At 47.9% G+C, this 19,042-nt stretch carries 13 protein-coding genes; 9 read left to right on the top strand and 4 right to left on the bottom strand.

What is annotated here, in order from left to right; all coding sequences use genetic code 11:
• Nucleotides 1–67: 67 nt before the first annotated feature.
• Entirely contained in the window at nt 68–745 is a 678-nt protein-coding gene (locus tag KGF70_RS06255) for a Fic family protein (RefSeq protein WP_216767810.1), read from the bottom strand.
• Between the two features lie 591 nt (nt 746–1,336).
• Here KGF70_RS06255 and ppsA point away from each other — a divergent pair.
• On the top strand, nt 1,337–3,733 hold the full coding sequence (ppsA, locus tag KGF70_RS06250) for a phosphoenolpyruvate synthase (protein WP_105920056.1): 2,397 nt from the start codon (nt 1,337–1,339) through the stop codon (nt 3,731–3,733).
• Nucleotides 3,734–4,214: 481 nt separating this feature from the next.
• Nucleotides 4,215–7,568, top strand: a complete 3,354-nt coding sequence (locus KGF70_RS06245; protein ID WP_216786421.1) for an SEC10/PgrA surface exclusion domain-containing protein — start codon at nt 4,215–4,217, stop codon at nt 7,566–7,568.
• A 106-nt stretch (nt 7,569–7,674) separates the two neighbouring features.
• Here the strand turns inward: KGF70_RS06245 and KGF70_RS06240 are convergent, their stop codons facing one another.
• Nucleotides 7,675–8,181, bottom strand: a complete 507-nt coding sequence (locus KGF70_RS06240; protein WP_216748804.1) for a MarR family winged helix-turn-helix transcriptional regulator — start codon at nt 8,179–8,181, stop codon at nt 7,675–7,677.
• 151 nt (nt 8,182–8,332) lie between these two features.
• Here KGF70_RS06240 and KGF70_RS06235 point away from each other — a divergent pair, with 151 nt between their 5' ends.
• From KGF70_RS06235 to KGF70_RS06225, 3 genes are all read left to right on the top strand, one after another.
• A complete protein-coding gene (locus KGF70_RS06235; protein WP_216767807.1) occupies nt 8,333–9,277 on the top strand; it encodes an ATP-binding cassette domain-containing protein in 945 nt (314 codons plus the stop codon).
• A gap of 13 nt (nt 9,278–9,290) precedes the next feature.
• Nucleotides 9,291–10,064, top strand: a complete 774-nt coding sequence (locus tag KGF70_RS06230) for an ABC transporter permease (RefSeq protein ID WP_162937021.1) — start codon at nt 9,291–9,293, stop codon at nt 10,062–10,064.
• Nucleotides 10,065–10,236: 172 nt separating this feature from the next.
• The gene (locus KGF70_RS06225; RefSeq protein ID WP_253954707.1) at nt 10,237–10,620 is read left to right on the top strand and encodes an MmcQ/YjbR family DNA-binding protein; all 384 of its coding nucleotides are present in this window, start codon (nt 10,237–10,239) and stop codon (nt 10,618–10,620) included.
• A gap of 121 nt (nt 10,621–10,741) precedes the next feature.
• Here KGF70_RS06225 and KGF70_RS06220 read toward each other — a convergent pair whose 3' ends face one another.
• On the bottom strand, nt 10,742–11,932 hold the full coding sequence (locus tag KGF70_RS06220; protein WP_216767806.1) for an O-antigen ligase: 1,191 nt from the start codon (nt 11,930–11,932) through the stop codon (nt 10,742–10,744).
• A 534-nt stretch (nt 11,933–12,466) separates the two neighbouring features.
• Between KGF70_RS06220 and KGF70_RS06215 the strand changes: the two genes are divergently transcribed.
• The 4 genes from KGF70_RS06215 to clpB all read left to right on the top strand — a co-directional run bounded on the left by KGF70_RS06215 (nt 12,467) and on the right by clpB (nt 18,183).
• Nucleotides 12,467–13,174, top strand: coding sequence for a tRNA (adenine(22)-N(1))-methyltransferase TrmK (locus KGF70_RS06215; protein WP_216767805.1), 708 nt, complete (start codon nt 12,467–12,469; stop codon nt 13,172–13,174).
• Nucleotides 13,161–14,183, top strand: coding sequence for a Nif3-like dinuclear metal center hexameric protein (locus KGF70_RS06210; RefSeq protein WP_216767804.1), 1,023 nt, complete (start codon nt 13,161–13,163; stop codon nt 14,181–14,183). Before KGF70_RS06215 ends, KGF70_RS06210 begins: the two co-directional genes overlap by 14 nt.
• A 40-nt stretch (nt 14,184–14,223) precedes the next feature.
• Complete coding sequence (gene pepT / locus KGF70_RS06205) at nt 14,224–15,462, top strand: peptidase T (protein ID WP_088771225.1); 1,239 nt, start codon at nt 14,224–14,226, stop codon at nt 15,460–15,462.
• A gap of 117 nt (nt 15,463–15,579) precedes the next feature.
• Nucleotides 15,580–18,183 carry an ATP-dependent chaperone ClpB gene (gene clpB / locus KGF70_RS06200; RefSeq protein WP_216767803.1) on the top strand — a complete coding sequence of 868 codons (2,604 nt, stop codon included), beginning with the start codon at nt 15,580–15,582 and terminating at the stop codon, nt 18,181–18,183.
• Nucleotides 18,184–18,381: 198 nt separating this feature from the next.
• Here clpB and KGF70_RS06195 read toward each other — a convergent pair whose 3' ends face one another.
• Nucleotides 18,382–18,582, bottom strand: coding sequence for a YjzD family protein (locus KGF70_RS06195; protein WP_216767802.1), 201 nt, complete (start codon nt 18,580–18,582; stop codon nt 18,382–18,384).
• Nucleotides 18,583–19,042: the final 460 nt, after the last annotated feature.

The raw sequence follows: 19,042 nt of genomic DNA, 5'->3' as shown, positions 1-19,042 counted from the left end.
GTTCAAGTCAAAAACGACGTGCAAAAGTTAACGCGCTGTGCCCGAGTAAACGGTTATGCTGATATTCCTAGGATTTTAATGTCGAAGGACCATGAATACAATTTTCAGCCGTCCACTGAATCAGCTTCGTGAGTGCCGACCCTGCACCAGCTTCATAATAGGCACTCAGCAACTCATGGAAAGTGGTTAGTTGGTTCTCGGTAACGTAGACCAGTCCCACGCCGGCATGCGACATGAGATAGTTGGCAGTTAGAACCGCAGTCCGTTTATTGCCGTCCCAAAACAGCTGGGCGCGCATGATGTTAAACATGAGTAACAGGGCGCGATAGGTGAGACTCGTATCGCTGGCTAAAATACGCGTGATTTGTGTTTCGACCGTTGCTTGGACTGGAATTGGCGGGACAAAGTCGACACCACCAATTTGAATCTGCCCAGTCCGTAGCGTGCCCCAATCGAGCGCTTCGTCTTGGGCAACGATGCCGTTAATGGCAAGTGAAGTTTGAAGCTGATAGGGGCCATCGTGTTCGATAATGTATGTCAGGCCCCGTTTAAGTCGCAGGACGATGGCTTGGTCTTCAGGTGAGACGTTCATCGTCGGATCACCGTTAACGATGGCTTTGGTCTGTTCACGGGTCGTCTGAACATCTTCGAAGCGTGATAGCGCATGTGTGATGGGTATGAAATGCTGGTCTATGGCGAGTTGTTGGTCACTCGGCGTTAGTGTAAATCTATCATTAATGGACATTGCAAAGTTCCTCGTTATCGTTTTTAGTCCTGCAAACAGGTCTGGTTATAAGGTAAGCTTAATTTGAATGAGTCGCAAGGATCATCGCTTAGCAATGCGACTTTTCAGCGGGGCCAACCAAATTTGACATACACGACGCAAGCGATTTGCAGTTAGTGCCCATGGTGGCGCGTGCACACGGCAAGCGTCACCGCTTTTTGACATTGACTCGATCTGCACATAATCAGTGCCAACACGGTAAAAATTGCCCCGTGGGGAGGGTGTCGACTGGTCACACTGTTTGATTCGAAATTCCAACTTGTGAAGTAAGTTTGTTAATTCATTAATTTTACTGGGACTAACTACTCTAAGTGGGATGATTATGAAAATAAGGTGGTTCGGCATCCCTTAACTTACAAGCGTTACATTAATTTTTTTGTTAGTGATTAATCAACAACACTAATCATATTTATCTCGAAAATTTATGAAAATAGGTTTTACTTTGTGCAAAAATGAACTACAATATAGTTGGTTAATGTAAACGCTTACAGAAGTTAACTTTAGATTGTCAATCATTATTATTCAAGCGAAGAAATACAGGGAGGTAATCTTATGAGTAGTCGTGACACAGCAAACGTTTTATGGTTTGATGAATTGCACCGCGAAGATGTGAACCTGGTGGGCGGGAAATCGTCGTCACTGGGTGAGATGACATCCTCGATGGACGTTCCCGTACCATATGGTTTTGCGACCACCGCACGCGCATACCAGTATTTCATGCACCAGACTGGTTTAAACGATCGGGTGAATGCGCTCCTAGAAAGTATCTCGGATTATGAAAATTCTGATGAATTGCATCGGGTCTGCGAAGAAATTCGTAATTTGATTGTTGGCGCGACGATGCCCGCGGACTTAGCCGCGGATATTGAAGCGGCGTATGCCCAGTTAGCTGAAAAAGTCGGTCAAACGGATCCCTTCGTGGCGATTCGGTCATCTGCGACCGCTGAAGACCTGCCGAATGCCTCATTTGCGGGTCAACAAGAATCATATTTAAATATCAAAGGGGCTGCGGACGTTGTCAACCGGGTGCAACAATGCTATTCTTCACTCTTTACTGACCGGGCGACATACTATCGTCACAAGCAGCATTTCCCACATGAAAAAGTGGCGCTGTCCGCTGCGATTCAAATGATGGTCTTCTCAAAGGCCTCAGGAATCATGTTCTCCGTTAACGTGGCTGATGGTGACGCGTCTAAAATCGTCATTGATGCGATTTATGGTTTAGGTGAATACATCGTGTTAGGGAAAGTCACCCCAGACCACTTTGTTATCGATAAGCAATCGATGAAAATCGTTGAAAAGAACATCATCAAGCAACCTGTTCAGTTGACACGGTTACCAGGCGGTGGGACTAAGGAAGAACCCGTTCCCGAAGAACTGCAAGGTCAACCAGTCTTAACGGATGCTCAAGTGATCGAATTAGCCGGCTACGCGAAGGAAATCGAACGGCACTATGGCTGCTACATGGACATGGAATACGCCTTAGACACGAATACCAATCGCTTATGGATCGTGCAAGCCCGGCCTGAAACGGTATGGTCACAACGCAACAAGCAGAAAGACGCCGAGGACGATGCTGACGTGGTCGATGAAGCGGATGCAAAAGTGGTCGTCCGGGGGTTACCAGCTAGTCCTGGCTTAGCCAGCGGTGTTGTTCACGTCATCGATAACCCAAAGGACATTGACCAATTCAAGAAGGGCGAAGTCTTAGTTACCTTGATGACCTCACCTGACTGGGTACCTGCGATGAAGAAAGCGGCTGCAATCGTCACGAATAATGGTGGGATGACCTGCCATGCTGCGATTGTGTCGCGTGAAATGCAGATTCCATGTATCGTTGGGACTAAGAGTAAGGAAGTTGCCGCAACGGATGTTTTGAAGACCGGTGACGTGGTAACCGTCGATGCCAAAAACGGGGTCGTTTACCAAGGTAAGGTTGCCAGCATGCTCAAACCGAAGTCCGGTACCACGGCCGCTGCAGGTCAAGTGGTGGCTGCTGAAAGCTTTGCACCAACGGCCACGGGTGTCATGATGAACTTAGGTGATCCTGACTTGGCCGAGAAGTATTCTAGCTTGCCAGCCGATGGGATCGGGTTAATGCGTGAAGAATTCCTCTGGACGACCTTCATTCACGAACACCCACTATACTTGATTGAACAGGGTCATCCTGAAAAAGTGGTCAATATGTTGGCAGATGGGATTGCCAAAGTGGTTCGGGCAATGGCACCACGGCCGGTTGTCTTACGGTTCTCAGACTTTAAGTCCAGTGAATATCGGAACTTAAAGGGTGGCGACAAGTACGAACCGCACGAACCAGCTGATTTGTTAGGCTGGCGGGGTGCTTCACGGTATTACGATCCGAAGTATATCGAAGCTTTCAAGCTGGAATTAGCTGCGGTCAAGAAGGTTCGTAACGAGTTTGGCCTGAAGAACTTGAACGTCATGATCCCATTTGTTCGGACCGTTGACGAAGCTGAAAAAGTCACGACCATCATGCGTAATGAAGGTTTAGTTCGTGGCGCGGACTTCAAGGTTTACATGATGGCTGAAATCCCAACCAACATTATTCTGGCTGATCAATTCAACCAGTTCGTGGATGGTTACTCGATTGGCTCGAATGATTTGGCAATGTTGATTCTTGGTTGTGACCGGAACAATGATACGGTCGCGCACCTCTTTGATGAACGGAATTTGGCCGTTAAACGGGCTATTCGGCACTTGATCAAGACGGCGCACAAGGATGGTAAGACCGTTTCGATTTGTGGTCAAGCCCCATCCGAATACCCAGAATTCACTAATTTCTTGATTCAAAGCGGTATCGATTATGTTTCAGTCAACCCTGATATGGTCAAGGAGACGAAGCGGAATGTCGCCCACTTTGAGCAACGCATCATGTTGGACAAGGCGACTGGCCGGGGACTACAGGACGCGACCGATTATGAATGGTAAGCCTGGTTGCTGAAAGAGCGACAATCTAAATAAACTGGAGGACCGATTCGAAGATGAATCGGTCCTTTTTGTTGCGCGATGTGTGCTGGCCTTCAAAATGACTGGCAAACATTAACTAGGCAGACATAATCAGGTCGTACGTGATTGGCAATGTACAATACGCGTGTTTGCTTGTTATTTTTGGGCACGTTTGATACTATCAGAAGTATAGTGTGGTGGTTATTCTAGGATTCAGTCCGCTTTATTGTTTACTACTGTTAACTTTTTCGCTAGTTAGCGGCTGTTGATGAAGGTCGGGGGTGAAAGCGGCATTCAATTTGGTTTAGTTTCAACACCAACTGTATCGAGGTGGGTTAGCGTGTGAGTAGGCGACAAGGAAACTAGTTAACTCGTTTCGTGATATTTTTTTGTCGCCAATCCAATGTTTTCCAGTATTAAACTGTATCAACTTTAGACACTAATAAAAGGAGTATTCATAACAATGAGTAAATTGACATCACTATCCGTTACAACTTTAGTTGGCGTAATTGCGACCGGCGCGGGGATGGCCGCAACGACTAACGCCAAGGCCGCCACCAAGCCGACTGACCATCAGTCTGCAACTGTGACCACCAGTGCGCAAACAATCGAACAAGCTCAGCAGCACGTCCAGCAAGCACAAGTTAACCAAGCGACTGCCCATCAGCTGGTGACTGATAAGACTAATGCGGCGAAGAATGCGCAAGACAAGCTAGATGCGGCTAAAAATCGCGTGACTACTGCTACTAACAAGGTTGCTACGGCGACGACCAATGTTAATGCTGCTCAACAAATTAAGAACCAGGCGACACCCGAAAATATCAAACAAGCCCAAACTACTGTCCAACAGGCGGGGACGCACTTGACCAATGCGCAGGATGTGATGCACCAAGCATATCAGGTAGTTGATCAAGCTACAACGACAGTTCAATCCCAAACGACTAGTACCAATCAGGCCACTCACAACGCGAACATCGCCAAGCAGACAGTCGCAACCGCACAAAGTCAGGTTGATGCCAAGCAAGCGGACTATGACGGTCTGACCGTTGACAGTCTCAAGAAGGAACAAGTTACCGCACAACAGTTGGTCAATCAGACTCAGGCTGCTCAGAGTGCTGCCCAAGCAAACGTGACGGCTGCCAACAATCAAGTGACTAATACGCAAGATGCTGCTAATAAGGCGGCTCAAACAGCAACTAGTGCGCAACAGACGACGGCGGATGCACAAGCCAAACAAACTGCTGCACAAACGGAAGCTGATAAGGCCAACGCCGCTAAAGATGAAGCTAAACAAAATAATGATGCAGCGATTGCACAGCAGAACCAAGTTCAAAAAGACTTGGACAACTTGGACGCAGGTAAGTTAACTCAACAAGCTAACGAAACACAAACTGCAATTGATCAAGGGAAACAAAACATTTCAGATACGCAACAGTCGTTATCTCAAACGACAACCAACAAGGCTAATGTGGATAAAGACGTTGCCAACAAGACAACCAACGCTACTACAGCCAATAATGCGGTCTCTCAAGCTCAAAACAATGTCAACTCAGCAACCACAGCGCAGAATAACGCCCAAACCACGTTAAACCAGCGCCAACAGGCTGTTGCTGATTTACAAAGTCAGCTTGCTGCTATGCCAACATTCAAAGTTGATAAAGCCGCTTGGGAAAAGGCCGTTAACGGGCTTGTATCAAGCGACGAACTTGTCGCTATGACTGATGCTGAATACGCTGCTTATAAGCAGAAATGGTATGCTTACTGTCAACAATTTTTTGAAACGACTGCTTCGAACAATCAATTTACCGCATCTGCGCAAGACAACAACACGACTTTTACCAATATCAATCAATTATCAGAATCTCAATATGAATATTTAACAAATTATGCCTTGAACATCATCAATCAAGCCCGTAACATTTGGCGTGGCGACAACAATGAAATGTCTGCACAAGTGATTGACTTAAAGGCAGCGGCCGAAATTGCCCAAGCATATTCTGATGCTAATGTAAATATTGCTGAAACCCCTACTCATCTAAGTAGTGTAGTCACAGCTACAGCAAATAAATATCATGTAGGTGTTGGAACTCAGACGTGGATGGATGAGCAGTTAGGAGAAACCTTTATTAACCATGTGATTAAAGTAAATGGAAAAATCTCTCTTGCTGAAATCAAGCAACAATTATTTGAAGACCTCCAACTAATGCTATTTGGTGACGGCGGCCAAAATAGTTGGGGACACTTCTATTCATTAATGGGAGGAGCTAGCACTGATTCAACTTACAACAATCACTATTATGTTGGTATCGCTTTTGATAAGTTTGGCCACTTACACTTAACCGGACGTTCAACAGCGAACATTGGTGGTACAACTCCTGACACTACCCCAATCGCAAGCGCTCCAACTGTCACTCAACTCAAGCAGAGTCTGGCTACCGCACAAAATGCTCAGAACACCGCCCAGATCAACTTGAATAACGCCAAAGCTAGTTTAACTACTGCTAATGCTACTCTTGCAACAGCACGCCAAGACGCTACTAATGCACAATCTGCACTAAATGCAGCAAAGACTAAGCAGACGCAATTAGCTAACCAAGTTACGGCACTTAATAACAAATTGACCAGCCTAAAGACTAAGCTAGCGAACGATACAACCAGCCTCGCTAAAATCAAGTCAGAATTGGCCAATTTAGCGGATGCTCAAGCTGCTCAGCAAAAGGTCCTTGATAATGCTAAAGCTCGCGTTCAAGCTACCAGTGCCACCCTCGCCACTGCAACTGCGAACGCAAACGCTAAAACCGCGGCCTTGAAATCAGCTAACCAGACTTTATCAGCGGCTCAACAGGTGCAAGCCATCGCTGAAGGTAATGCACAATCAGCTGCAAATACCGCTAAAGAAGCGGTTGTCAAAGCACAAAATGCAGTTGAAGTGCTGACTAATGCCAATCAACACGTTGTCGATGCAAAAGCACAGTTGGCAGCAATCACTGACAAGCTCAATAACTTTGCCAGTCTGAAACAACATTCGTTGAATGAATTAACTAGCGCTCAAGAATTATTATCAACTGCCAAGACGCAATTGAAACAAGCTAACGACGTTCTAAACACGCAGCAACAAAAGCTCGACGTTACCAACCATTCTCTAGATGCGGCAAAATTAGCGTTGGACAAGGCAACACAATTCGTAAATCAGCGCCAAACTGAGTACGACGCGGCTAAAGCTTACTTATCTAAGCTGGACCATGCCGACGAAACATTGGCGGCCGCTAAAGCAGCGTTAGAAGCTGCTAAGGTACAACTTGCGACTAGCCAGACAAATTACCAGACCGCTAAAGAAAATGCAGCAGACGCTCAACAAGAGCTGACGGATGCGCAAACTGCTGCGGCGGATGCTGATCAGGCCTACACGCATGCAGAAAAAGTTCTGCAGACGTTGAAGCTACAAGCTAGTTTGGAAGTGCCAACCGTTACTGAAAAGCCAAAGCAATCAGTCGATACAGTGACTGAAGCTGTTGTTGATGAAGCCCAAGCTGATTCAGTATCAGATACGCCGTCTGCTATTGACCAAACCGGGGTGACGATAGCGACCGCCAACGTGGCAGCAACAGGACCCAACACTGCGAATACTGAAAACGTCGCACCAAGTCTGACGCGTCTCACTCCCCATACGCCAGTACACTCAACCACGGCAGGCACATTGCCACAGACCGGTGAAGCGTCGGAAAACCATTTGGCGGTGTTGGGGCTGACACTATTAAGTTTACTTTTAAGTGGGTTAACACTTGGTCGAGTAACCTCTAAGCGACGGACTCACTAGCCAGGTCACAATAGAATTTTTTAATTAATCGCACAAACGAGGCTACCCAGTAAAACTACCGGGCAGCCTCGTTTGTTGTATTGAATCGAATCGTATCGCACATCGACTATTTCTGAAATTTTTTCAAATACCGACTAGCGAATAACTTATGAAACTTAACGTCCAAGGTCGGATTGGCCGTATCGATATCTGCATACATCGCGGTCGTGATTTTATTCAATAACGGAATCAGCTGGTCGAGTTCGTCATCGTTCAGTGCATTGATGAACGGTGGAACCTCCTGTGGCTCAGCCTCAAGCGCTTCACGGCCAGCCGCTGTGAGGTTAACCAGGTTCACGCGCCGATCCTTGGTGGATTTAGATAACGTGACTAACTTTCGGTTGACCAATTTATAGACGAATTCACTTGTTGACTGCGGCGACATCCCGAGGCGGTCGGCCAATTGCCGCTGTGACAAGTGGTCTTCATCGGCGAGTGCGAGCAGAATCTTGCCTTGACCCTCAACGGCGAGTCGGGGGTGGGTCTGTTTGACGATGTCATCATAGATTTTACTGAGCTGTTCATATTCAGCTAATTTACCGGAAACGAGTTCCGCCTTGATTTGATCTGGCACGGTTTTTCATCCCATTCGTTGTTTTCTGACTTGTTCTTAAGTATACAACATTCTTCCAGTCGACGTGATTTAATTGTTGACAAATTAGTCAGGGCCCCTTAGTATATATTTCATCAGGGGCCCTGATTAATCGAACTAGGAGGTTCGCAATATGGATATTCAACACATCATTGAAGTTCAGCAGGTTCAAAAAAGGTTTGGCGATGAATTAGCGGTGGCCGATGTTTCGTTTAATGTTCAAGCTGGTGAGATTTTCGGTTTGCTTGGTCCAAATGGGGCGGGCAAGACCACGTTGCTCAAGATGATGACCACCTTGTTGCGGCAGGACAGTGGCACGATTCGTTTAAACGGCTACGATACCTTGACCCAGGCACGCGCAGTCCGTCAGCAATTTGGGTTGACTGGTCAGACGGCGACGATTGACCAGGACTTGAGTGCGCGTGAAAACCTGATTATTTTTGGTCGGTTGAATGGGCTGACTCGGAATGCGGCTAAAGCCCGGGCAGATGAATTATTACGTGATTTTAGTCTTGAACATTCGGCACAACGGCCACTCAGTACTTTTTCTGGTGGGATGCGGCGGCGCTTGGATTTAGCGGTGAGTTTGATCAGTCGGCCTAAAATTTTGTTTTTAGATGAACCGACGACCGGCTTGGATCCGCGGACACGTAGCGAAATGTGGACGGCTATCCGTCAGTTAGTACGCCAAGGGTCGACGGTGGTACTGACGACGCAATATTTGGAAGAGGCTGACCAATTAGCGGACCGGATTGCCTTATTGGACCACGGTCGTTTGAAGGCGTTGGGACCAGTTGCGGACTTAAAGCAGCAAGTAGGCGGGTTAAAATTGCAATTGGCACTGGCGCAAACACAGGCGACGCAGCCCGCTCAACGGATCATGACTCAATTGACGACACAACCCGTCCAAGTCAGTGACCGGACTGTCTCGGTACAATTAGCAGCGGACGATGCAACGCGGGTGACGGCCCAGATTCTCGAACGATTACAGCAAGCGCAAATTGAAATCGACCGGTTTGCGCTGGAGCCACCGTCGTTAGATGATGTCTTTTTGACCATGACGGTCGGCAAAAATTAAGGAGATGACAGTGATGCAAGTTACAATTCGTAAACACGTGATGGGTGATATCCTGACGATGGCCCATCGAAACTTACTTAAAACGATTCATAATCCAGATAACTTGAGTGATGTCGTCTTTCAGCCGGTGATATTCACCTTATTATTCGGTTATTTATTTGGCGGCGTCATTGCGGGCAGTGTTCACGCCTATTTGCCGATGCTGGTATCTGGTATTCTGGTCCAGAGCATTTTAAACGCCGCGTCTGGCTCCGGCCAACAGTTGCGTGAAGATATTAACGCGGGGGTTTTTGATCGCTTCAAGACGTTACCGATTGCCCCAATCGTGCCGCTCGCTGGCCAATTAGTTGGTGATATTTTCCGTTTGTTGTTATCAGGGGCAATGGCCTTGGTGACCGCGGTCGTGATGGGCTGGCGACCGACTGTGGGACCATTGGCACTCCTGGCTGCGTTGGGATTAGCAGTCTTCATCGGATGGGCGACATCGTGGATATTCGCTTTAGTCGGGTTATTAGTGAAAAACGCGGCCTTGATTGGTAGCCTGTCGATGATTATCATCTTAGTGCTGACGTTCCTGTCGAATGCGTTTATTCCCACCAAGACGTTGCCAAAACTTTTGCAGCCAGTCGTCAACGCCAATCCCGTTAGCTTGACGATTACGGCGATTCGCACGGTGTTGCGTGCTGGTCAATGGACGAGCGCAACGACGCTGGTTGGAGTGAGTGGCATCATCATGATTTTGATTTTTATGCCGCTAACGGTGTTGGTTTATCGGCGCCTGGGCTAATGGAAAATAGGCCAATAACTACCGAATAATTATGGGGTAGTGCGTTGATAGATTAGTGAACAGCACGCTGCTGGTCGATGCTTCCGCTGAATTAATTACCCTGGAAAAAAGTCAGGGGGTCACCATGTCATCCGTGCCATAGTTGCCCTCGTGTTTAATGTATGTTTGACGTATGATTAAATACAGCCGTGATGAGATGAACGCGCAAGCAGTTTTCAAACTAGTCGCTGACCGCTATCAGACGACGCCGGCTTATTTGTGGCAGCGATATCCGGATTATGCGGTTTTGCGGCACGCGGATAATCAGAAGTGGTACGGTTTGGTGATGGCCGTCAGCAAATCCGATCTAGGCTTGGTCCCAGGTGATGAGACGTTGGTAGAAGTTTTGGATGTCAAGCTGGATCCCGAAGACGTCGAATTATTGCAAACGGAGCCGGCGTATTTGCCAGCCTACCACATGAACAAGCGCCACTGGATTACCGTGCAATTAGACCAGGTCGCGCCGGCAGTCGTTGAACGCTTGCTAGCGACGAGTTATCAGCTAACGACCAAATAAGTCGCTCAGTTTATGCCGGCTTGATTTAATCCGAACTAACCCGAACCAAAGAAAATCAAAAAATGCATCCAACTTATCAGCAACTGACAAGTGGGGTGCATTTTTGTTTAACCGCATTCATTCAACGGATGGTCGGCGCGTATCGGGGCGTCGCTTGTTGTTCATGGCGCCAGTAAGCGATAATCAGCAGGATGATAATCAACACTTGCATCGATGAGAGGACAAAATCAGTTAGGCCGTAAGCCAGAATGATGGGCACGGTCATCATAAAGTAGCGCAGGTTTGGTTGGCGATACTGGTGCCAATATTTGGTCAGATGCCAGCCACTACTGATAACGAGCGTGATAAAGCCAACGCCACCCAGGATGCCGAATGAGGCGAGTAACATTAAGAAAATATCGTGAGCGTGGGGGACATAGGTGCCGGTCATTTGAAAATATCGGCGAGCAAATCCGAAGTAAGTCACCCCAAGGACTGGGGCCTGCTTGAAGACATCAAAGCTATTTTGCCAAATGGTGATGCGACTCTGAAGTGCCGTCCAAGTCGAGGCACTGCGCGGAAAGACTTCCCAGAGCGTGACGCAACCGACTGCTAGTAATCCGGTAATCCAGATACGATGGCGATGGAAAATTTGATAGGCGGTCACGATCAATAAAATGATCATGAGCACTAGCCCAGTCCGAGATTTGGTCTGGTAGATGCCAACGCAGAGCAAACCCGCGGCTGCCCAATTAATTAGCGGCCACCGGGTCAACGGGTGTTTGGTCGGGCGACTGAGCTGGGTCATCAGCAGGCCAAGCGCAATCAGTAATAAGCAACAGGCGTCATTCGGGTTGTAAGTCGAACCAAACAACCGATTCTGATTTGCAGCATAGCCCCACAGCAAGTCCCCCAACAAGAATTTGAGCCAATTTGGCAGTGTAAGGATTTGGTTGAGCCAATGAAAGACAAACCCACTAATTGTAATATACAAACCAAATTGGATGATAAACCGGCGTAGCTCGTGCCAGGCAATTAATTCACTCGATTCACGGCATAGTAGCCACAAATTGACTAATACAAATAACATCAATCCGGATAAGAGGACGCCCCGATAATCGCGATGATTAAGGTTGAGTGCCGTCACTCCCATCAGTAGCAGGATGAAGCCTAATAAGGGGTCGTGCTTGCTAAAGGTGCGAGGATGTTTGAGCAACGCTAACCATTGCCACCGGCTTAGATAGACGAGCCAACCAATACCGACGGGCGGCAGGATGGCTAATAATTTAAGACCAGTCAAGAACGGAGACGCTACCGCAAAACGTTTTTGCATGATTGATCAAACTTTCTCTCATTAAATAGTACGCCAGTTACCGATGTGACGTGACTTTATTATGGCATGGTCGACTAAATGAGATGCCGCGGTTAACGAAAATTTAGTAATTTTCATGAAAAATTAACGTCATGAAGCCGTATTCATGATGAAGCATGGTAAAATGTGAATAGTGAATTAGAAGTCGCATTGTGCGTGGGATTTTAAAAAAATGATGTTGAGATGATACCAAACGCGCGCCTGAAGCATGCAGTTGGAACAATGACTGCCGTGTTTCTGATTGGTGTAGCAACCTCGTGTCACTAAAGCACGATAGTTACGGTCAATTGCACGTCGGTTTAATGAAAATTAGCCAAGCGGTTTGCTGCCCATCGCGCGATATCCAGTGGGGTTGACCCTGTTGCTTTTGACCAGTTTCATTTCTTTTCACGCGTACAATGCCATACAACATAAATCAAATTGGGTGACGTGGTCGGTCAATCAGGGCAGTCCTGCCGGTTGGTGACCCGTGACCCTTACTAAGGGGAGTTGCCTGTGGACGCAAAACAATTGTCACAACGATTAGCCACGGTTGGCGCATTTGTCCAACCGGGAGCGCGGGTGGCCGATATTGGGTCGGACCACGCCTATTTGCCGGCTAATTTAGCTTTAAATCATCAAATCAGTTACGGTGTCGCGGGTGAAGTCGTGCGCGGGCCGTTCGAAAACGCCCAACGTGAAATTCAAAAGTTGGGCTTAGAAGATCAGCTGGTCGCTCGTTTGGCAGATGGCTTGGCAGCGATTCAACCAGAAGATCAGATTGACACCGTGACGATTGCCGGCATGGGCGGTCCACTGATTCGCCACATCCTAGAACAAGGGCCCGCACAACTAGCCGGAGTCCAACGGCTGGTACTAGAACCAAATGTTGGTGAAGCCATGGTGCGCGACTGGCTCGCAGCCAATCAGTTTGAGATTACGGCTGAACGCATCTTGGCCGAAGATGGACATACGTATGAAGTGATTTGCGCTGACCGGGTGACCCATCCGGTGACGTATACGCCAGCTGAGCAATTGTTTGGCCCGTTCTTACTCGCGGAAAAATCGCCAGTGTTTATTGCTAAGTGGCAGCGCGAATTACAACGGGTCCAACATGCGGTGGCCCAAATGCAACAAGCTAAGGTCGCACCGACTGAACATTTGGCGGCAGCGACGGCTAAAATCAAGTTAATCGAAGGAGTCTTAACGGATGCAGGCAAGTGAATTAATTGAACGTTTTGAACAATTTGCGCCACTCAAGTTGAAGTGGGAACACGATCCTACCGGGTTGCAAATTGGTGACCCCCAACAAGCCGTGCATAAAGTACTCGTGACGTTGGACGTACGGCCCGAAGTCGTCCAAGAGGCGATTGCCATCGGTGCCGACATGATTTTTGCTCATCACCCGGTCATGTTCCGTCCCGCTAACAATCTGGATTATCAAGATCCACAAAAAGCGATGTACGCAGAACTTGCCGCACACCACATTCTCGTATATGCGGCGCACACCAACTTGGATTGTGCGGAAGGTGGCATGAACGATTGGCTGGCGGATGCCTTGCAACTGCAGGATGTGCAGGGACTAGTGCCCGGGTACCATGCGCAAGCAGTCAAAATGACGGTAACCGTTTCAACGGACAAGGTCGAAGCTGTACAAGATTATCTCACCGGTACTGCTGGCGCGACACTTGATCGTTATGCCTTGAATTCAGGTGAACAGTTCAGTGTTGACCTGGCAGAAGATGCGCTTTCGGCTGCAGTTGCCGGTGTTAATGCGTTAGCGGGTGATGCGTGGGATTATCAAGTCGTGCCCCTGCTATCAGGTGGTCACCAGTATTATATGGGGCGTGTCGGTGATTTACCGAAGCCGATGAGTGCGCGTGCGTTTGCCGAAGCATGCAAACGGGTCTTTCACGTCGATGGCTTACGGTTAGTTTGCGCGGATGCGGACCAAATGATCAGTCGAGTGGCCGTCCTTGGTGGTGATGGCGGTAAGTTTTATCCGCAAGCGCTACAGGCCGGTGCGCAGGCTTATGTCACGGGTGATGTTTATTATCACACCGGTCATGACATGTTAGCGGCTGGTTTGACGGTCGTGGACCCAGGGCATCACATCGAAAGTATTTGCAAGTCACATCTGACCGAATTATTCCAGCAATGGCAACAGGAATCCGACTGGTCAGTGGAAGTGGTGGCCTCGCAGCTGAATACTGATCCATTTACGTTTATCTAAGTTCGTTCAATTGGTTTAAAAATAGAAAGGAAGTCATCATATGTCAAAATATCCAAACTTAATTTCAGATTTCTTAACCTTCGTTAAAATCAATAGTCGTTCCGATGAAGCATCCACGACGGTGCCATCATCACCTCGCGAAACCGCGTTCTTAAAGCAATTGATGACCAAGCTGACCGACCTCGGCTTGAGCGATGTTGAACAGGACAAGCAAAGCGCTTATGTCTTCGCCACGATTCCCGCTAATACCGACAAACCTGTCAAGACATTAGGGTTTATTTCACACATCGATACGGCTGATTTCAACGCTGAAAACGTCAATCCACAAATCGTTGAGGACTATGACGGTGAATCAGTGATCAAGCTTGGCAACGGCGACTACGTGTTGGACCCCGCTGTTTTTCCTAACTTAAAAAACTACGCTGGCCACACGTTGATCACCACTGATGGTACGACTTTATTGGGTGCCGATGATAAGTCGGGGGTCGCTGAAATCATCAGTGCCGCTGAATACTTATTAGCCCATCCAGAGATCAAGCACGGTAAGATTCGGCTTGGTTTCGGCCCTGATGAAGAAATCGGGACAGGGGCTGACCATTTCAACGTACCCGCATTTGGCGCGGACTATGCCTACACCGTGGATGGTGGTCCACTAGGTGAATTGGAATACGAAACGTTCAACGCGGCCCAGGCAACGGTCACGATTACTGGGGTCAATGTGCATCCCGGTGAAGCGAAGGATAAGATGGTCAATGCGCTTCAATTAGCCGTTGATTTCCAATCCGCACTGCCAGCCCACGATGTTCCTGAACATACGGAAGGGCGCGAAGGTTTCTTCTTCCTATTGAGTCTGGAAGGCACAGTCGATAGTGCTAAGATGACCTATATTATTCGAGACCATGACCGTGACAAATTCGAAGCACGCAAACGGCTCTTTACGGCGGTTGCTGATCGTTTGAACTTGGCTGACGGGGTCGCGCGGGTCAAGGTGGACATGAAGGACCAGTATTACAACATGCGTGAAGTGATCGAAAAGGACATGCGGGTTGTTGAGCTGGCCAAACAAGCGATGCTCAAATTAGATATCAAACCTGAGATTTACCCGGTCCGTGGTGGGACGGATGGTTCCAAGATTTCCTTCATGGGCTTGCCAACGCCGAACTTGTTTGCCGGTGGTGAGAACATGCACGGGCGTTTCGAGTACGTTTCAGAACAAGTGATGGAACGCGCCGTGGACGTTGTTTTACAAATTATTCAAGACAATTACGAGCAGGACTAATTTCTTGACCTTGTTTGACCTTTTCGGTTATACTTTAATAGTCAATAAAGGTCAAACAAACATTGGCAGCTATGACGGCTGCCTTTTTGCTACCGTTTTTGAGGAGGTCTTTGAATTATGAATCCAGAACAATTTACAGAAAGCTTACAACAAGCCTTACAAGAGGCGCAACATATCGCACAAACCCGGCGGCACCAAGAGATTGGCGTGCCCCATTTATTTAAATTTTTGACGCAACCAGGTGAACTCGTTCGCCAAATCTTCAGTGAAGCTGGCGCCGATTTGGACCAGTTACAACAAGAATTGGACCGTGAATTAGATGATATCGCGGTCGTTAGTGGCGGCAACGTCCAGTATGGCAGCACCATGAGCAGTAGTTTGGCAACGCTGATGCAGACGGCTGATGCCAAACGCAAATCTTTAGGTGACGACTACCTGGCAACCGACACGTTGGCACTCGCCTTAATGGATCAAACGGGTGATCAGCTAACCAAATACTTGACCAGTCAAGGGATTGCTGCGGGTCAAGTTAAGAATGCGGTCGACCGGATTCGCGGCGGTCAACGGGTGACGTCTCGCAACCAAGAAGATCAATATCAGGCCTTAGAAAAGTACGGGGTCGATTTGGTCAAACAAGCTCGGCAAGGTAACCAAGACCCCGTGATTGGCCGAGACGAAGAAATCTTGGACGTGATTCGAATCTTATCACGTAAGACCAAGAACAATCCGGTCTTAATTGGGGAACCAGGTGTTGGGAAGACGGCCATCGTTGAAGGGCTAGCCCAACGAATCGTTCGCGGTGACGTTCCCGAAAATTTGAAAGATAAAACGTTATTCTCACTAGATATGGGTTCCCTGATTGCCGGCGCCAAGTATCGTGGTGAATTTGAAGAGCGGTTGAAGGCGGTATTGAAGGAAATCAAGAAGAGTGATGGCCAGATCATTATGTTCATTGATGAAATTCATAATATCGTGGGCGCGGGCAAGACGGAAGGCAGTATGGACGCCGGTAACTTGCTCAAGCCAATGCTCGCACGGGGCGAACTCCATTTGATTGGGGCCACGACCTTAGATGAATATCGTCAGTACATGGAAAAGGATAAGGCACTCGAACGGCGGTTCCAAAAAGTGCTCGTTGCGGAACCAAGCGTCGACGATACCATCAGTATTTTACGGGGCTTGAAGGAACGCTTCGAAATTCACCATGGCGTTCGTATTCACGATAATGCCTTAGTTGCGGCGGCTAAGTTATCCGACCGCTACATTACTGACCGGTATTTGCCAGACAAAGCCTTGGACTTGGTCGATGAAGCATCCGCCGAAATTCGGGTCGAAATGAACTCGAATCCGACTGAACTGGACCAAGTTAACCGCCAATTGATGCGGCTAGAAGTCGAAGAAGCGGCGCTCAAAAAAGAGACCGATGACGCGTCTGTCAAACGGTTAGGTGATGTTCAAAAAGAACTGGCCAGCGCCAAGGAGAAACAACGCGCCTTAGCAGAACGGTGGGACAGTGAAAAGAAGAGCCTGCAAGCATTGAGCGATAAGAAGTCCGCGCTTGATAAGGCTAAACATGAGCTGGAAACTGCCGAAAGTAATTATGATCTGGAAAAGGCAGCCAAACTGCAGCACGGTACGATTCCAGAATTAGAACAAGAATTAAAGGCAATGGAAGCCAATGACCATCATGAAGATTGGTTAGTTGAAGAATCAGTCACTCCAGACCAGATTGCCAATGTGGTTTCACGGATGACTGGCATTCCAGTAGCCAAGTTAGTTGCAGGCGAACGGGAGAAATTGCTGCATTTGGCAGACCACTTGCACGAACGGGTCGTCGGCCAAGACGCGGCCGTTGACGCGGTATCCGATGCCGTTTTGCGGTCACGTGCCGGCTTACAAGATCCCAATCGGCCACTCGGTTCATTTATGTTCCTCGGACCAACTGGGGTCGGGAAGACTGAATTAGCCAAGGCTTTGGCTGAGAACTTGTTCGATGCCGATGACCACATGGTTCGAATCGACATGAGTGAATACATGGAGAAAGAATCCGTTTCACGGCTCGTCGGGGCAGCCCCCGGTTACGTTGGCTACGAAGAAGGTGGCCAATTAACTGAAGCGGTTCGCCGTAATCCGTATTCGATCGTCTTATTCGACGAAATTGAAAAGGCCCACCCAGACGTCTTCAATATCTTACTGCAAGTGCTTGACGATGGCCGGTTGACGGATGGCCAGGGTCGGACAGTCGACTTTAAGAATACGATTCTGATCATGACTTCCAACTTGGGGTCCGAATTGTTGTTGGCGGGCGTCGACGACCAAGGTCATTTGTCAGACGAAACCCATTCACAAGTCATGCAGTTGGTTCAAAGTCGCTTCAAGCCTGAATTCTTGAATCGAATCGATGATATTATCATGTTTACGCCGCTACAATTAGAGGCAATCGAAGAAATCGTCGTTAAACTGATCGACCGCTTGTCAGCTCGACTACAAGACCGAGAGATCACCCTGAAGATTTCCGATGAAGCTAAGAAGTGGATCGCTAAGCAAGGTTATGAACCTGCTTATGGTGCACGGCCGCTGCGGCGCTTTATCACCAATCACGTCGAGACGCCATTAGCCAAGGAAATTATCGCCGGTCGGGTGGCACCAAAATCAACCGTTGCCATCAATTTGTTGGATGACCATTTGGTATTTGAAAATCAGGCAACGCAACCGGCATAAGTCGGTTCAATAGGCGTCTACTTGTCATGCGTTGCATCTGATTATTGTGCAAATGGCCAATCGGTTGACTGCTTGCAACTCGCTTTTAACAATCAACTTGAAACAAAGCAAATAGGACGGAAAACCAAAATTTGGTTTTCCGTCCTATTTGTATACGACACGGATCATTGATAATCCAAGCCGCTTGTTAATTTTTGATTACTTATTTTCTGAACCTTTAGCGGGTTGGGAATGATTAGTAATGTAGGTGATGCTGTTGACAACGATTAACGCAAAGACTGCGGCAACGATGCCAATTTCACCATGATTATAGGATAATTGTTCCAAGGCGCCACCAATATAACCGATGACTTCACCGAAGAGCACGCTCCAAAAAATAATCGTTAGTTGTCTCATCATTTTCCGACACCTCCCAATGAGAATTATTTTAACACACCGGCGGGAAAAAGCAATTGGACGTTAACGGGTTTCGCGAGGGAAAATAGGTTGGGTCGGTATTTGCTGAATAATGACGCCCTCAAATGATTGATTTAGGCCAGGTCGCATTTGTTATTGTGACTGGTTCTTTGAGGTGAAAAAACACGAATGCGGCCATCAGGACATACTGTAATCACGCACGACAGTTAGCCTTATCTTAATTACGGCGGACATGTTGGCTTGCAGCTGATAGTGCTTTTGACGCAAAAGTCATGGTTTTAAATCCTTTGACTGCCGCTTAGAACAACTGTTTGGTATAATGTTAATTGACCAACAATCAGGTGGGCTAGGACCGGCAAGTACGGTGTTAGCCGATAGTTTAATAACCGCGTAATATTGATGCGTGCGAAACGCGTCAGTCAGCTGATATGCTTAACCTGAA

Origin of the sequence: Lactiplantibacillus sp. 7.2.4 (genome assembly GCF_018991185.1) — a bacterium.
Lineage (GTDB): Bacteria > Bacillota > Bacilli > Lactobacillales > Lactobacillaceae > Lactiplantibacillus > Lactiplantibacillus pentosus.
This window is presented reverse-complemented; position numbering and strand designations above follow the sequence as displayed.

Bases quoted from the DNA above. Each gene is read 5' to 3' on its own strand.
- KGF70_RS06255 (WP_216767810.1), bottom strand. From the start codon at position 745: ATGTCCATTAATGATAGATTTACACTAACGCCGAGTGACCAACAACTC.
- ppsA (WP_105920056.1), top strand. From the start codon at position 1,337: ATGAGTAGTCGTGACACAGCAAACGTTTTATGGTTTGATGAATTGCAC.
- KGF70_RS06245 (WP_216786421.1), top strand. From the start codon at position 4,215: ATGAGTAAATTGACATCACTATCCGTTACAACTTTAGTTGGCGTAATT.
- KGF70_RS06235 (WP_216767807.1), top strand. From the start codon at position 8,333: ATGGATATTCAACACATCATTGAAGTTCAGCAGGTTCAAAAAAGGTTT.
- KGF70_RS06230 (WP_162937021.1), top strand. From the start codon at position 9,291: ATGCAAGTTACAATTCGTAAACACGTGATGGGTGATATCCTGACGATG.
- KGF70_RS06225 (WP_253954707.1), top strand. From the start codon at position 10,237: ATGATTAAATACAGCCGTGATGAGATGAACGCGCAAGCAGTTTTCAAA.
- KGF70_RS06220 (WP_216767806.1), bottom strand. From the start codon at position 11,932: ATGCAAAAACGTTTTGCGGTAGCGTCTCCGTTCTTGACTGGTCTTAAA.
- KGF70_RS06210 (WP_216767804.1), top strand. From the start codon at position 13,161: ATGCAGGCAAGTGAATTAATTGAACGTTTTGAACAATTTGCGCCACTC.
- pepT (WP_088771225.1), top strand. From the start codon at position 14,224: ATGTCAAAATATCCAAACTTAATTTCAGATTTCTTAACCTTCGTTAAA.
- clpB (WP_216767803.1), top strand. From the start codon at position 15,580: ATGAATCCAGAACAATTTACAGAAAGCTTACAACAAGCCTTACAAGAG.
- KGF70_RS06195 (WP_216767802.1), bottom strand. From the start codon at position 18,582: ATGATGAGACAACTAACGATTATTTTTTGGAGCGTGCTCTTCGGTGAA.